Source organism: Aeromonas sp. R2-2, from assembly GCF_040908355.1.
Classification (GTDB): domain Bacteria; phylum Pseudomonadota; class Gammaproteobacteria; order Enterobacterales; family Aeromonadaceae; genus Aeromonas; species Aeromonas veronii.
Genome location: NZ_JBFODQ010000058.1, coordinates 16,409 through 30,784, shown reverse-complemented (window position 1 = coordinate 30,784; position 14,376 = coordinate 16,409). Strand labels below are relative to the sequence as shown.

Sequence of the window (14,376 nt, the reverse complement as noted above, 5' to 3'; positions counted from 1 at the left end):
TCGGCCTTGTTAATGTCGCCAGAGTCGAAAAGTTGCTTAGCCTTTTGCTTACTGATTTTCTCCTCAGCTTTGGCAAGTTCAACCTGATTGGTGATGTTTAATTTATTCTCTAACATCATGCTACCTCTCCTTCGCCGTCCATGCCCTCGGTCGGTCTTTCTTCAATCGCCGTTCCTTCGATTTTGGCCACGATGAGGTCAATCTCTTTGCGCAGCTTGTCAATGGCGGCCACCGTGGTTTTCAGTTCGGCGCTAAGCTGGGTAATGTCCACAACCTCACGGTTATCTTTGGCTTCCACGTAGCTGCTTACGGACAGGTTGTATTCGTTGGCCACGATATCATCCAAACAGACCGATTTGGCAAAATGCGCGATATTCTCTTTGCTATCGAACACCTGCATAATTTGCTCGATATGCTGGTCAGTGAGGATGTTGTTATTTGTTTCCTTTTTAAACAGACCGCTGGCATCAATAAACTGAGTAGTTGATTCAGTTTTGCGCTTTGAGAGCACCAAAATATTCACCGCAATGGTGGTGCCATAAAAGAGATTGGGCGCCAGCGAAATCACGGTTTCAACATAGTTGTTGTCGACCAGATATTTTCTGATTTTCTGCTCAGCCCCGCCACGGTAGAAGATGCCAGGGAAGCAGACGATGGCGGCGCGGCCTCTGGCAGAGAGGTAGCTCAGTGCGTGCAGCACAAAGGCAAAGTCAGCCTTGGATTTGGGAGCCAGCACGCCAGCAGGCGCAAAACGGTCATCGTTAATCAGGGTTGGGTCATCACTCCCCACCCACTTCACTGAGTAAGGTGGGTTGGAGACGATGGCATCAAAGGGCTTGTCATCACTGAAATGCGGCTCAAGCAAGGTGTCACCCAATTGGATGTTGAACTTGTCGTAGTTGATGTTGTGCAAGAACATGTTCATGCGAGCCAGGTTGTAGGTGGTGTGATTGAGCTCCTGGCCGAAAAAGCCATCTTCAATGATGTGGGCATCAAAGTGCTTCTTGGCTTGCAGCAGCAGGGAGCCAGAGCCGCAAGCGGGGTCATAAATTTTATTAACACGGGTTTGCTTGTGCATGGCGAGCTGCGCAATCAGTTTGGACACATGCTGCGGCGTAAAGAACTCGCCACCTGATTTACCGGCGTTGGCCGCATAGTTGGAGATAAGGAATTCGTAGGCATCGCCGAACAGGTCGATTTGGCTGCCATCAAAGTCACCAAAGTCCAGTTCGGCCACCCCTTTGAGCACGGCGGCCAAGCGCTTGTTTTTGTCGGTGACGGTATTGCCCAAGCGGTTGCTGGTTGTATCAAAGTCGGCGAACAACCCTTTCAGGTCGCGCTCTGATGGGTAGCCATTGGCAGAGCTTTCAATGGCAGAAAAGATATGAGCCAGGTCGGTATTTAAGCTCTCGTTGGTATGTGCGTCTTTGACGACGTTCACAAACAAATCGCTGGGGGCGATAAAGTAGCCCTTGGTTTTGATGGCATCCACTTTTACCTCAAGCGGGATATCTTTATCGGCGAGCGCCGCATAGTTGATGCTGTCATCACCGCCTTCAATGTAGTTGACGAAATTTTCACTGATGAAGCGATAAAACAGCGTGCCGAGGACATACTGCTTAAAGTCCCAGCCATCCACTGCGCCACGCACCTCATTGGCGATGGCCCAAATTTGGCGTTGTAATGCGGCACGTTGTTGAGTACTTGTCATGCGGTTATTCCTGTTGATGTATGTTGCGCCACGACGTCACCAGACGTGGAGGCGACGTATAGCATTGTGAATGCAGAGCGCCTATCTGAAGACGCGCCGCCCATTGACGATGAGCCATCGGTGACGGCCCCTTGGATGCGGGCGAACAGACGTTTCAGACGGGGTCATGCAGTGCGCCGTACAAACTGGCGGTAAGGTCACGGTTACAGTCTGATTTGCCATGTGTCTCGTCTTGGCTTGAGTGCAGGCACAGCCAATCGATACATGGCATATCGAGAATTGGTTCTGTGGAAAACATGGCCCGCATGATACCGGAAAAGTAGGGGGCAGTCAGGTGATGGGGTGGTGATTTTGTTCGGATGATGGCTACAAAAAACAAAGGGAAGGCCACGTATTGGCCTTCCCCACGACCCACACACTTATCACGGACGAATGGGTATAAAAATATTACCACATTCCATTTTTGGAGGTCACGCCTGGCGCTCAGGATTGGCGTCCATGCTTGTCGCAGAGTAAATCGCTACGTAGACATAGCCATGGCTGCCGAGGGCATCGGCTTCGCAGGTGAAACCACCGTGATGGACGGTGATACGTTGCTGGCGCTGAGCATCCAGCTCCCCAGTCAGCAATTTGGCTTCCAGTTCCTTGATGATGGCTGGGAAAACAGCTTCAAGCTGGTCGATAGCCACCGCCTCCCATTCGCCAATCAATGAGGCTCGGTCTGACAAAAAGTGCAGGCGATGATGCTCTTGGATAAGGCGAGCGCCAAAGCGCGGTGTCACGGTGTGGGGCAAGCCCCACTGTGCAAAAATCCGGGTGAGTTGGTCTGGTGCTGCGGGTTGTTGGTCCTGGGTGTGGGTGGTTGTCGTGGTCATGATTAGCGATACCTCAATTCAATGTCGATGATGGTGCCGGGCACGTTGTGGCGCTGGCGTAGTCTGGTCAAGTTAGCAGGGAGGTCGGTCAGGCTTGCCAGTCGCCCCCTGTAGAGCCGGGAGAGATTGACGTAGTCAGGGTGACTTACTGTGATGGTCACCTGATGCCCTGGCTGCCAGCGGCTAAACAGACGGGCTTTGGCTTCCTTGATGGTGGTGATACCTGGGGCTGGTAACATCTGGCGGTTGCGCAGATGCAATTTGTTAAGCTCGGGGGCATAGCGATGCACCTCGAGTCCGGTGATGAGACGGGTCATGTTCGGTGACTCCTTGGATGCAAAGGGCCAGCCAGTGAGGGCTGGCCCTTTATGCTGTTTGTGGATAAGCGGTGCTGGGCTGTCGTGTCCGTTGGTGCCGAGGCTGCCGAAAGCTGCCGGGCCGCAGTGACAGACGCAGTGGCTAGTCGTTGTAAAACAGGATGTAGCTCACCCCGGCTTGCGTTGCTGCTGCGAGCAAGGGCTGTAACGTTGGCGGGTAGGCATCGAGCTCCAAGGCCAGGTTCAACATATATTCGTAGGCGGAGTCATCCTTCACACCGACATGTTCATGGGAGGCCATGCGCTTGACCCATTGCCATTCTGGTACCAGGTCTGCGTTATCGTAATCGCCCACGATGGTACTCATGGCGACATCCAGCATTTTCATCACCGGATAGCCGACCTGTAGGACAGGCATTGTTGGTAGGGGGTTGGTCATTGCATCGCTCCTTGTTGTCGTCTGGGTGGTGGTTACTGTTGATTGATAACAGGCTTGCAATTGAGTCGGTCCAGCAGGTGCTGCGAGCCGTACTGGGCTACCAGTCGGTCTATGGCCATCCGGGCGCAGACTGTTCTGCTGGGCTTATTTTCAGGTATTGCGTAACGAGCGGTGAGCCAGCCACCGAGCAACGCGATGCGATAGCTGCTCGGGATATGGGTGAACGAGGTGCCTATACCCCTCCCGTGAATGAGGAAGGGCACGGTCTGCCCGCCGATGTCGATATCTATGCGCAGGCCCTTCTGCTCAAAGGTGGTGAGCTCGCCGGTTTGCGGATGTTTGCCGGGCACCTTGATGGTGATGTTTTTCGCCATTTCACATCTCCGGTTTGGCTTCAAAATGGTGGGTTACAACGCCCGCTTCCGGGTCGATGCTGATAAACGCCGGGGCTTGCGGGTGGTACTGATAGAGCCGCGCCAATTCAGCGCGAAACGCCTCAACGTTTGGCGCAATCACATGGCTGGTATCCCCTTCGGCGTAGGTAAAGGTCTCCAGCTTCTCGGTGTTAATCCAGATGCCGAAATACCAGGCATCCTCCTCGGTGTCGTACTGCTGCCAGCCCTGGGACAGCAGCGTCCGGTCGTAGTAGTAACGGTCAGCCTGATGGCTCCCTCGGTCGATGCGGCAACCCGTTGCGGTGAGCTCGAACGGGATACTACCTACCTTGTGAGCCTTCTTGACCCGGCGCAGCAGCTTGAGGGCCTTGGCTCTGCTGCGGCCATTACCGAACGGACGTTGTTGCCTGGCTCGCAATGCCAAGTGGGTCATTATCTTCGGTGCGGTGTTGTGGTTGAGCTGGCTGATAGCGGCGGCGAGTTGTCGGGCGGACAGAGTCTTGTAGTCACGTAAGTCATGCATGGTTGGGGTTCCTTCAAATGCAAACAGCCCCTCGGGGTGAGGGGCTGCTAGAGGTCATATGTGTGCTGGTGGCAGTGGTTCAGGTGTGACTATTCCAATCCGGCTTATCATTACTGCCGTGGTTGACGTAGGCACCCACAATGGTGCGTCGCCACTCCCCAACGGGATAGCCGAGGTCGTTGCACTCACGCTCCCACCACGCAAAGTTAATCTCGCGGGGCAGGTTGTCCACCATGTCCAGTGGACTCACGAACAGCGAGGTCTTGTGCATCGTTGGCACGGGCTTGATCTTGTCGGGGCCAGTGCGCTTGCCGGTCTCGTCATAGTCGTGTGCCCACTTCGGGAAGGTGAGCTGATAGGTAATGAGCCTATGCAAATCGCCATGTGCGCTCATTGCCTCAGCGACTGCGACCTGAGTGAAGCTATCGTTGAATTCAATCATGGGTGTTTCTCCCTTTCTGCAGGTGAACGGTAAGCCGCTGCCAGCAGCGCAAACTGTTCGACCAGGTAACTGATGCTGATGCCCAGTTCATCGCTGACCCCATCCCCGAGACGGTGATGCAGGTGTGCCATGTCATCGGCGATACGTTGTGCTATCTGGGCGGTTGAGCTCGGCGGTGAGCTTGTCACTGTCAGGTTGATGGAAAGGTTCATCACATCTCTCCCCAAGGAGCTTGGTCCCACAGTGACAACCGGGTCAGCACGTCTTGTGCGAGAGCCTGTTGCAACTGCTGTATTACCTTCACTAGCCGAGGTGCCTGCTCAGGGCTCCCGCTCCATTCGCTCGATTGATACAGGGCGCTGCAGGTGAATTTGTAGAGGGCAACCAGCTCGCTATCGGTGAGTGGTGCCTGGTGGTAACGGTGGGCTGGTTTAAGCGGACCCTGCTTGGTCGAGCGGGGCTGGCGTGCTTCCTTACGCTCCTGCTGACGCCCCAGTTGATAGCGATGCCAGACTGCCCGCCGGTTGGCGAGCATCATCAGCCGCACCAGCCGGTCTACCCGCCACGTCCAGGTACTACTGGTGACATCCATTGGCGGGTTCCACCAGAGGGAGCGCAGCAGCTCAAGGGTATAGTGCGGTGGCATGGGGGCATTGCAAAAGCGGTGTAACTGTACGGCAAAGGCAAGGTAGTCCTTGCGATCGATCATGAAAGCAGACATGGGCATAGCTCCTTGAAATGCAAAAGGCCACCTGCAGTGAGGTGGCCTTGTTGGTTGGGTGATATTCAATATCGCTGGGGATGGTGGCCTGACGACAGGACACAAAGATCACTAAGAAAACGGGCCAGCAGATGCAGGCCCGTTTTGGTTTTGTGTGCCGTTATTGCGTTGCACAATGACGCATCGTTATGCCGATAGCGGGTAATCCGAAATGAGGCTCTCCAGTGGGATATGCAGGCCGTTGGCCAGATTCCTTATCATCTTGAGCGTCAGTTTACGCTTACGGTTGAGGATGTCGGTTACCCGGCTGCGATGGCCCAGATAGACCACCATGTCCTCGGGGGTCAGCCCCTGCTGCTCCATCCGAAACTTGATTGCCTCTACCGGGTTGGGTGGTGCGATAGGGTAATGCTTGGCCTCGTAAACCTCGACCAGTGTGGCCAGCACGTCCAGTTCATCACCTTGTGGTGTGCCGACGGGAGCGCCCCACAGCTCATCAATGCGCGCCATAGCGGCATCATAGTCCTGCTCTGTTCGGATTGGGGTGATATTCATGGATACCTCCGCTTACACCTCTGTGGCATTAATTTTATCGTATTCGGCATGGGTGCCGATAAAGCGTACCTTGCACCATTGCCTTGGATAGTCCATCGCAACGATAAGCCGGTATTTATTTCCCGCGATGTTGAATACAACCCTGTTGCCAGCCACAAAGCTGGCAGTGCGATACATCAGCTTGACCGCTTGCGGGGTTTCCCACGTCGCAGTCTTGGCTTCGTCATACCATGCTCTTAGCGGCTGCTCGGCATCGGCGTATCTTGGCTGCTCCCAGAACGCGCGTAGGGTTCGTAATGACAACACCTTCATATAACCTAAGCCTTTTACCGTTTTGGTAAATTCGTGAATGGATGGTAGCCTGTTTTACCAAAATGGTAAAGCAGGCGATGATGATACTCTGCACGCTCTCTGCTGACTGTTGATCAAGCACGAGATAGATCATCGGGATCATATCGATAGTGTTGATGATCCGGGTGATCGGGTGGAAACGTGATCGGCATGTGATTGGGCGATCGACGGTTCGTTATTGGTGATCTTGGCGTGTGTCGGGGTGAGCAGCCTCAAACAGGATGGCGTAGAGCGCACAATCAATGCCGTTAACGGCATCGTGATGCGGGTAATAGGGCGGTGCGTCTCGGGAGCGTTCGAAGTAGTCGCCAAAGCAGCTGAGACAGTCACGTATCTCGATGGTGGAGCCTTGCAGCAAGGTCTCTTCAAACTGCTTGGCATAACGCCGGTCATCACGAGCCTTGGTGATGGCCTTCTCCAGCAGCGTCAGCGCATCTTCGTTGTAGGCGGAAGCCAGACGATGGCGCAGCTTCTCGAGCGTTTCCTCAAGGGAAAAGGGATTGGGTAATCGCATGGCGTTTGTTCCTTCTTGGCGCGACGAATGGCGTAGCTGGTGGAGCAGCGAATCAATGGCCTCGATGCAATCGCTCTGGGTGAGCAGGTAGCCGTTAGGCAGGTGAGCCACGATGGCGGGCTCGGCCTGCATCTGAACGTTATCTTCAAGCCAGCAGCGCAACTCGAGGAGGATGTCGAGGGCGGTGAGGTGGCTTTTGCCTGGGGGGTGGTTCATAGTTGACCTCTTTCGGCCAGTGACACCACGCCTTCGGCACCAACCACCAGATGGTCGAGCAACCGCACATCGACCAGTGCCAAGGCCTCTTTGAGGGCTTGGGTGAAGACTCGGTCAGAGTGGCTGGGTTCAGGGTCACCGCTTGGGTGATTGTGGACGGCGATGATGGCCCCACTGTTGAGTAGCAAGGCCCGTTTGACCACTTCCCGAGGGTAGATGCTGGCACTGTCGAGGGTGCCGCGAAACAGCTCCTCAAAGGCCAGCACGCGATGCTGGGAGTCGAGAAACAGTGCCCCGAACACTTCGTGCTCCCGGTCCTGCAGCAAGGTTTGTAACCGTTCGGCGGCCTCGGTGGTGCTGGTGATGGCTGTGCCTTTGGCCAGGCGTTTGCGGGCAATCTGGTTGGCGATGCGCAGCAGGTCTTGCTCGGTCACGGGTTCGGTGACGACATACGTGCCGGGGCATTCCCCGGCTTTAAGCTTGTGGTAACGCATGGTGGGATTCTCCTGAAAAATAAAGACCCCGGCAGCGCGAGGCGTGCCGAGGTCACATGGATGTAGAGGGGTTGTTGGTTAACGCTGGAGATAGCTCAGTTGGTTGTGGTGATGGTGCCAGCTGTGGTTGTGGGTTCACGCTTCACCGGTATCAACTGTTCGGGGACCAAGACGTTTAGCGGGATAGCCAGTGCGAGACTCAGCCGTTCTGCCAGTTGGTAAGCCGGTCCTATGGTGTCGTAGTCCGCTACCCAGGTGGCCAGGGCCAATCCGCTGGCCTCTACCGCTCGCAGGTAGACGCTGTAGCCCTGCACGGTCAGGCCACTGCCGCGCACCACCTGTGTCTCTCCCTCTCGATTAATCGCTTCCAGCTCAACGGCTATCGGTTCTTTAGGCATCCATCCTCCTCAGTCACCACTGACGGTGACGGTAAAAAAGCCCAGTTGGGCGTAGGCAAGGAAATTGTGTTGCCACAGGGTGAACAGCTCCTGTGCCTCGGCCATGGGGAGCGGCCCCCAGCCTTGCAGATAGTGCTCGTTGTCCAGGAAGTTGAAATCAAGCTCTTTGCAAAGCTCGGCATCCTGACCTTGGCCCTGATAGCTGAAATCGGTGATGTAATCGATGTGCCAGCAGCCTGCCTGGGATATCAGGCGGATTTCAACCGGATGAACACCGCCCGTTGTTGGGCTGTAGGTGGGATTGCGAAAGTGAAAGGTCAGGGCTGTCTGGTTGGTAAGGTCACGCTGGGTGTGCGTGAGCGTGTCACCAAGCAAGGTGAGCAAAGGCTGTGTCACGGGCAGGGATAAGCCATCCAGTTTAACAGGCAGGGTCATGAGTAAACTCCGGGATAAAAAGAAAGCCCAGACCTGCTGAAAACAGGACTGGGCTTGAAATTAACGTTCATACCGCCACATCGGAAGAGCAGGACGTTGCGGTTATATCGACCGGTAGGCGCTGGAAGGGCTGAAGGTCGAGATAGCCATTGAGTACCTGCTTGTATTGAGCATAGTCCAATGTGAACGAGGTGGTGAAAAATGGTAAGTCTGCAGTGATGCAGAAACCAGAAACTCAAGGAGACATGCAAAGCGTGATGTCATGCTCCTGGTTATCCAGCGCAAGGGAGACCTCAATCACCAGCGCAGGCATTGATGCGAGTTGTTGCTCCCAGGCTTGCAGTGCAATGACCAGGGCCTCGTGGCGCATGGGGGCCCATTGCAGCTGATAACCTACGGTTTCTTGGCCAAACCAGAAGGCATGCTCACAGCAAGGCGGGGCAGCCTCCTCAATGCGTGTCAGCGACGACAGGCTGGCAATCACCCATCGCCCGGACTGCCAATGCAGGGTACAGGTGGTGTTGGGAAAGTGGGTAGCCTGATGTGTAGATGTGACAGTCGGCGCCTGGGGGGCGCAGTCATCGCGTTCATGTGAAGCGAGGGTCACCAGCGCGGTGTGTCCTTCGCTCAACATCGTTGGTGATACTGCAAGGCTAGCTAGCGCCTGCTGCATCCATGACTGAAACAGCGACTCGATATGAGCAGACAGGCCCAGCAATGCGGACCTGGGTAAGGTGGTATCCACGCGATTATTCATCGTGATTCTCCGGACTCTTCCACCACGTGGCCAACAGGCCTCCCAGCACAATGGTACCGCCCAACAACGGATGGCCAGTGGCACGGGCTGCTGCCAGTAGCCACCATGAGACTTGGGGGCTGTGACTGACCCCCTCGATACACCACAGCACAAAGTGCTCGCAGTTATTGAACGCCGGGTGATAGCGTTGCTCTCCCTGGCGACGATAGGCCCGCGCAATGGATGCTTGAGCGTCATAACGTCGGTGAGGATGCTCAATGACCCGCACTGTTCGCCCTTGGGCAAAGTCAGGGAGCGATACAGTCTCAATACCATCGGCGCCTCCGGCACTGGAAGAACTTACCCCTACACCTCCGGCGTAGTGAATAACTCGGCCCTGGCCCAGATAAAGACCGTGATGCTCAAATCCCCGCCGTGTACTGACCAGATGGTCACCGGGCGATAATTCGTCAAATAATGATGCGTACATCGTGTCTCCTTGAATGGATATAAAAACGGCATCCTGAAAGCAGGATGCCGTGTGTATTTCATGGAGGTAATATATCGGTGTGATTTTTTTGTTTTTGTATCTTGCGATGCAGGGGTTAGCCCTTGATTTTTTTAAAGACGTAAATGGACGCTAAAATTCCAATTGGAATACCAATAAAAGGAGACAGCGGCACGCTAGCAAATCCCGCAACCGTACCGCCAGCGGCCACTGCGCCGATAAGAGGGACTAGTACACCCAATAAAGAGCCTAGGTGGTTGCTCCCATCCCCTTTAATAATTAAGGCGAGAATAATCACCCCTAAGATAACAATGCAAATGATGATAGGCATGTTGAACTCCTATAACTCGTTAGAATAATTACAACTCGGGTATCCTTACGTATATCTGGCCGTCTTTCATTTTTTCGATGGTGATATCCAAATTATTCCCATTATCCAGCGTTGCGTATGCACGGTAAAATCCGGATGTAACCTCTTCTGTGATCTTGACAGCTTTACATGAAGCAGGATTAGCCAGGTGCTTCTGCAATATATCGCTAACAACCGGACATGCAGTTTTTTCAATGGTTGATTCTTCACCAGCTATTGAGATAACGATGGAAATGGAAAAGGCAGCAATCCAGCACCACACATAAAGTTTTTTGTGATGAAGAATTTCAGCTCTCTTCCACAGATAGACGGGGACAAGAAACAGCATCCATTTTACCGGTGCATGATGACCGGCAGACTTCAATCGCCGTTCATCCAACACACAAAAAGTAATGTTCAACATGATGTATAGCCACACCAACGTGGTATTGAACATCATTTCTAGCATGGTGCCGATAACAGGAACCGTGACAATCGCCCATACGAAACGATTATCCACATCATCTCCCATGAGTGGTGGCGGCGTACCGTGATGTGCTTTAAAGAAAGCGCTCAAATCAGGTTGGCTTGCAGCAGGTAGCCACTCACCTGTGCCGTTCCAAACCTTTGTGTCGGCCACAATATCCCTACTATCAATCAACACCTCCACTTCAGACAATGACAGGGGGCCAACTTGAGCCCCTTTTTGGGCGTAGAACCATACGGGCTGGGTCACGAACATCACTCCAATCAATCAATGGTTGTCAATTTTGTTAATTTACATCTCATGAGGTGTTTTATCAACTTTTTAGCTCTATATCCTTGCATTCACGACTTTTGTAATTGGTTTGTTCAATGAGTAAACTCACAGCAACAGATGTCGATGTGGTGTTGGGAAAGCGGATCCAGCACAGGCGTAAAGAGCTTGGCGTGTCTGCTGCGCAACTTGCGGAGGCCTTGGGTTTCTCCCAACAACAGCTATCACGCTACGAGCGAGGGCTAAACCGAGTCAGTGCCACGTTGCTTGTCGATGTGGCCGGATTACTGGATACACCAGCGGAGTGGTTCTTGTTGGAATGTCCGACGAGGCACACCGCCTTGATCCAACCAACACAGGCATTGCTATATGGCCCAGAGAAGGGGCTGAAGAAGCGACTGGACCAGCAGTGGTCCTCGCTATCGCCCGATAAGCAACAGGCATTGGTTCAATTTTTGGATTTTTACTAATGCCTTACTTATAATTTTCCCCTCCTTGACTACAGTTTTGATGTTGTCCGTTTGAGCACGGTCCGTGAAACTCACCATAACAACCGCAAGGTTGTTATGGTGATGATTTTACTCTATTTAGTTTGATTTATTTATTGGTCAATTGTGGTACATAATGTGGTCTCATTATTTATTCAGAGGCATGTATGTTTACCATCCCAACCAATCTGGACATTCTTGATTTCATCGCCCAGCATCTCGACACGTCGGCGTTGACTATAGAGTCTATAGACGAAAGTGCAAAGGTCTATGATGTGCCTAAAAATGCAAAAAAAGCACAGGGCCGAAATAACTTTCTTAAAGATCTGCGCGACCTCAATATTATCAGGTCACGATTAGTCGGCTTAGCCCCGGCTATTGCGAAGCAAATAGCATCTTACTCTTGTTATGATGATGAAATAAAAAAAGAGTGTGCCGCATATCTAGAAAAACAATTGCGCTTGCTAGAAAGTGTTTATAATGTCATTCGACAAATACCATTCTTTACACTCACTGAGCAGTCTCACGCCAATATGGCAATGCTAGAGTTCTTTTTGCTGCCATACCTGAAACGACTATGCCTTGAATGGCATCTCATGTATCCTGAAAATTACGTATTTAAATATCTATCGAAATATATCAGCATCTTAGAAAAACCATTGTCTGACCCAATAGCAGTGTTCATTGCTGAGCATAAAAAAGCCTTCGCCGAATTCAGTGATGACTCCACCTATCTCCAAAACTACAGGCGGGGGAGTTATGCAAAGATAACCAACATTTTGAATAAATTTGAAGAAAAAAATAAAGAGGGGCTTCCTGTTAAAGAGGGCAGTATTCAAGAATTCTGGGGATGGCATATTGCAGGTGGCATTGTCTTTTCTCTTATAAAAGCCTGTGCCACAGGGGGGGATGTCTTGTGGCATAGCGACAAAGCCTGTCGGTTAGTTGAAACGCTAGAAGGTAACTATAATGCGGTCTATGAGCTACTTCTGTCAACTCAAGCTAATGATACTATTTATCATGCTAACTCAGCCCAACATAGCAAGGATTTGAGATTAATAACATCCAATTTTATCAATCACATTGACTCACATGAAGATATTAATCTTTTTTTAAAAGAGGTGGTTGTTGACCCGTCTAACCAAGACATAGAAAAACTATGTGATGGATATGTCGCTATCTATGATCTGGCGTATGAAATTCGTCGAGGCAGAGAACCATCATCGGATGTCATCTCTAAAGCAGAAAAAAGCCTCAAAGCGTTGCTTCGAGATTGGCATCTTGGCGCCGATGGCTTTAGCATTGCCTTTGATATTTTTTTGGCAAAGTTTGTTACAGGAAAAGCGAAAATGAACCACCGCTTGGCTTTCTGTGAGCGCATTATGTTTGAATCGGGAGTTGACCCTTTCTTTGAATGTGGATTAAATTTCTTCGCAGGAGATGAAGACGACTTATCTAAGTTAAACTTGACATACACGGAACACATGCGCTGTCGATGGATAGGGTATCATAATTGGGAGGCGGCTAACAAATATAAGTCCAATAACTTCATTAACCCAATTGAGCAAGTGGATGACTTTTTACTTGCGATTACCCAACCACAAAATGAGCCATCATTACAAGATGCCGAGCCTTTTATGTTGTTGGATAGCACGACCATAAAAACGCATTACTGGAAGATAAAAACGCCGTGTGTGGGACTGATGAGATACAGAGTGAAGGATGTGCTGGAAAATATGTCTTTTTTCATTTACGTATTTCAACTCTCGGAATGGTTGTCTGCACCTGACAGTGACTTGCCTGGTTGCGGTTTAAATCGCTACTATCTTCTTACGGAAACACAAAAGGCATATTTACTGAAAATCATCTCTTTACTAGACCTAGAAAGTAAAGATAAGGATGTTGATATGGAGCTTATCCCTGTATTGTAAATGCTGATAAATCAAAAGGGCAACTCGTGTTGCCCTTTGTGTTGGCTATGACTTTTTCCTTAAAGAGAAGGATGCGAGTTTGATACTGGCTGGCAATGTTAACTTGATAAAAAGGCTCTTTAGATAATACTCTTTTAGCATAACGTCAATTGCGACCTGATGTGAGTCATCATGGGTTAAGATAACATCACCTATTCCTCGTGGAGGGTACTTATAACGAGTATCTTTGCTCAAGCTAGACCTGTAGCAAGCACGAACATCCTCATTACCACGACGCGCGAGAGACTCTTGTATAAAGTCAACATACCTGCGTCCCTCTGAGGCCTTATCGGCTGGAAACACGAGTGTCATATTTGCGTGAGCTCCCAGCGAATTATGATATTGCAACAGCCAGTGATAATCTAGAAGTTGCTTAAATATACCCCGTTTTTTGGCTATCAAATTGCTAATGACTTTTCTTGCTTTAACAATTAACTCTATTTCTTCTTGGATGGTACCAGCGAATGGTTTCTCTTGGCTCAGTGATATCGGGAGCATATTAACCAGTATCGTGATGCGCAAAACATAAATGGCGGTATGCTGCGCTTTGATGTTATCAAACCAGGAGTGTATGTTTTCCTGTCGATTTCTACACGGTCGCTCAAACGTGTAGCATGAGTCTGATATACGACAGGTCTCTTGTAGAGAGCGAATTAGCTCACATGCTTTAGATAATTTATCTTGCTGCTTGATGATGTCTTTAGTCGGGCATGTTTTACGATGCCCCTGATTGTTTTTCGTCTTAAATAGTTCATCAAGCTGATGCGAGAATGCGCCATCTTGCAATAATACCAGTGCTGGGTGTAGCTGTGTCAGCTCGCTGTGTTGCAAGGTCTCCATATTTGCATTTAATGACAGTACATATAATGGGGTAAGGACATCTGTCCATGCCCGCTCTTCCTTTGGACTCATCTGCTTGTCGATACCCATATCGCACTGCGTTGGCATGCGGTAGTTCACCACTGCCCAAAGGGCGCGCCATAGCCTGGTTAAAGAGCCTGGCTGATAACGGTGGGTAGACAGCGTGATGTCGTCTCGTGCGTGATGTGGTTGCAGTGTGCTGTAGCTCCCGAGAAGCAGCCGTTGCTTGCGTATGCTCATGGTCAATCCTCCCTATTGTGCGACATTCGGGCTTTTCTGGCGATTTTGGTAGCATCTCTCCCGCTGTTGGTAGCATCTCTC

At 51.3% G+C, this 14,376-nt stretch carries 22 protein-coding genes and 1 pseudogene; 2 read left to right on the top strand and 21 right to left on the bottom strand.

Translation table 11 applies throughout. The features are described from left to right. The 20 genes and pseudogenes from AB5Z09_RS10905 to AB5Z09_RS10810 form a co-directional block, all read right to left on the bottom strand. A pseudogene (locus AB5Z09_RS10905) lies at positions 1-119 on the bottom strand (cell filamentation protein Fic); the annotation flags it as partial. Then, the gene (locus AB5Z09_RS10900; RefSeq protein WP_368194981.1) at positions 116-1,711 is read right to left on the bottom strand and encodes a type I restriction-modification system subunit M; all 1,596 of its coding nucleotides are present in this window, start codon (positions 1,709-1,711) and stop codon (positions 116-118) included. The pseudogene AB5Z09_RS10905 and the gene AB5Z09_RS10900, both read right to left, overlap by 4 nt. A gap of 470 nt (positions 1,712-2,181) precedes the next feature. After that, positions 2,182-2,586 carry a type IV toxin-antitoxin system YeeU family antitoxin gene (locus AB5Z09_RS10895; protein ID WP_368194982.1) on the bottom strand — a complete coding sequence of 135 codons (405 nt, stop codon included), beginning with the start codon at positions 2,584-2,586 and terminating at the stop codon, positions 2,182-2,184. 2 nt (positions 2,587-2,588) lie between these two features. Continuing rightward, complete coding sequence (locus AB5Z09_RS10890; RefSeq protein WP_368194983.1) at positions 2,589-2,903, bottom strand: hypothetical protein; 315 nt, start codon at positions 2,901-2,903, stop codon at positions 2,589-2,591. A 142-nt stretch (positions 2,904-3,045) separates the two neighbouring features. Then, positions 3,046-3,342: a hypothetical protein gene (locus tag AB5Z09_RS10885; RefSeq protein WP_368195304.1), complete on the bottom strand. Its 297-nt coding sequence runs from the start codon at positions 3,340-3,342 to the stop codon at positions 3,046-3,048. Between the two features lie 32 nt (positions 3,343-3,374). Beyond that, entirely contained in the window at positions 3,375-3,716 is a 342-nt protein-coding gene (locus AB5Z09_RS10880) for a hypothetical protein (RefSeq protein WP_368195303.1), read from the bottom strand. A 1-nt stretch (position 3,717) separates the two neighbouring features. Beyond that, positions 3,718-4,260 carry a hypothetical protein gene (locus tag AB5Z09_RS10875; RefSeq protein WP_368195302.1) on the bottom strand — a complete coding sequence of 181 codons (543 nt, stop codon included), beginning with the start codon at positions 4,258-4,260 and terminating at the stop codon, positions 3,718-3,720. A 79-nt stretch (positions 4,261-4,339) separates the two neighbouring features. Next, positions 4,340-4,702, bottom strand: coding sequence for a hypothetical protein (locus AB5Z09_RS10870; RefSeq protein WP_368195301.1), 363 nt, complete (start codon positions 4,700-4,702; stop codon positions 4,340-4,342). Beyond that, positions 4,699-4,914, bottom strand: coding sequence for a hypothetical protein (locus tag AB5Z09_RS10865; protein ID WP_368195300.1), 216 nt, complete (start codon positions 4,912-4,914; stop codon positions 4,699-4,701). The genes AB5Z09_RS10870 and AB5Z09_RS10865 overlap by 4 nt, the downstream gene beginning before the upstream one ends. Next, positions 4,914-5,423: a hypothetical protein gene (locus tag AB5Z09_RS10860; protein ID WP_368195299.1), complete on the bottom strand. Its 510-nt coding sequence runs from the start codon at positions 5,421-5,423 to the stop codon at positions 4,914-4,916. The genes AB5Z09_RS10865 and AB5Z09_RS10860 overlap by 1 nt, the downstream gene beginning before the upstream one ends. A gap of 186 nt (positions 5,424-5,609) precedes the next feature. Next, positions 5,610-5,978, bottom strand: coding sequence for a type II toxin-antitoxin system HigA family antitoxin (locus tag AB5Z09_RS10855; RefSeq protein ID WP_104014566.1), 369 nt, complete (start codon positions 5,976-5,978; stop codon positions 5,610-5,612). Between the two features lie 12 nt (positions 5,979-5,990). After that, on the bottom strand, positions 5,991-6,290 hold the full coding sequence (locus AB5Z09_RS10850) for a type II toxin-antitoxin system HigB family toxin (RefSeq protein ID WP_104014565.1): 300 nt from the start codon (positions 6,288-6,290) through the stop codon (positions 5,991-5,993). Between the two features lie 214 nt (positions 6,291-6,504). Continuing rightward, entirely contained in the window at positions 6,505-7,059 is a 555-nt protein-coding gene (locus AB5Z09_RS10845; protein WP_368195298.1) for a hypothetical protein, read from the bottom strand. After that, positions 7,056-7,553: a DNA repair protein RadC gene (gene radC / locus AB5Z09_RS10840; protein ID WP_094698189.1), complete on the bottom strand. Its 498-nt coding sequence runs from the start codon at positions 7,551-7,553 to the stop codon at positions 7,056-7,058. The genes AB5Z09_RS10845 and radC overlap by 4 nt, the downstream gene beginning before the upstream one ends. Positions 7,554-7,648: 95 nt before the next feature. After that, positions 7,649-7,951 (bottom strand): hypothetical protein, encoded by a 303-nt coding sequence (locus AB5Z09_RS10835; protein ID WP_368195297.1) that lies wholly within the window; start codon positions 7,949-7,951, stop codon positions 7,649-7,651. Between the two features lie 9 nt (positions 7,952-7,960). Then, positions 7,961-8,386, bottom strand: a complete 426-nt coding sequence (locus AB5Z09_RS10830) for a DUF2787 family protein (RefSeq protein WP_368195296.1) — start codon at positions 8,384-8,386, stop codon at positions 7,961-7,963. Positions 8,387-8,621: 235 nt separating this feature from the next. Then, positions 8,622-9,143 (bottom strand): hypothetical protein, encoded by a 522-nt coding sequence (locus tag AB5Z09_RS10825; protein ID WP_368195295.1) that lies wholly within the window; start codon positions 9,141-9,143, stop codon positions 8,622-8,624. Continuing rightward, positions 9,136-9,612 (bottom strand): lecithin retinol acyltransferase family protein, encoded by a 477-nt coding sequence (locus tag AB5Z09_RS10820; RefSeq protein ID WP_368195294.1) that lies wholly within the window; start codon positions 9,610-9,612, stop codon positions 9,136-9,138. Before AB5Z09_RS10820 ends, AB5Z09_RS10825 begins: the two co-directional genes overlap by 8 nt. 115 nt (positions 9,613-9,727) lie before the next feature. Further along, on the bottom strand, positions 9,728-9,961 hold the full coding sequence (locus tag AB5Z09_RS10815) for a hypothetical protein (protein WP_368195293.1): 234 nt from the start codon (positions 9,959-9,961) through the stop codon (positions 9,728-9,730). 28 nt (positions 9,962-9,989) lie between these two features. Next, on the bottom strand, positions 9,990-10,715 hold the full coding sequence (locus AB5Z09_RS10810; protein ID WP_368195292.1) for a DUF4339 domain-containing protein: 726 nt from the start codon (positions 10,713-10,715) through the stop codon (positions 9,990-9,992). 119 nt (positions 10,716-10,834) lie between these two features. Here AB5Z09_RS10810 and AB5Z09_RS10805 point away from each other — a divergent pair, with 119 nt between their 5' ends. Then, positions 10,835-11,206: a helix-turn-helix domain-containing protein gene (locus AB5Z09_RS10805; RefSeq protein WP_368195291.1), complete on the top strand. Its 372-nt coding sequence runs from the start codon at positions 10,835-10,837 to the stop codon at positions 11,204-11,206. 185 nt (positions 11,207-11,391) lie between these two features. After that, positions 11,392-13,155 carry a hypothetical protein gene (locus AB5Z09_RS10800; RefSeq protein WP_368195290.1) on the top strand — a complete coding sequence of 588 codons (1,764 nt, stop codon included), beginning with the start codon at positions 11,392-11,394 and terminating at the stop codon, positions 13,153-13,155. A 45-nt stretch (positions 13,156-13,200) separates the two neighbouring features. Here the strand turns inward: AB5Z09_RS10800 and AB5Z09_RS10795 are convergent, their stop codons facing one another. Continuing rightward, positions 13,201-14,295, bottom strand: a complete 1,095-nt coding sequence (locus tag AB5Z09_RS10795) for a hypothetical protein (RefSeq protein WP_368195289.1) — start codon at positions 14,293-14,295, stop codon at positions 13,201-13,203. Positions 14,296-14,376 lie beyond the last annotated feature (81 nt).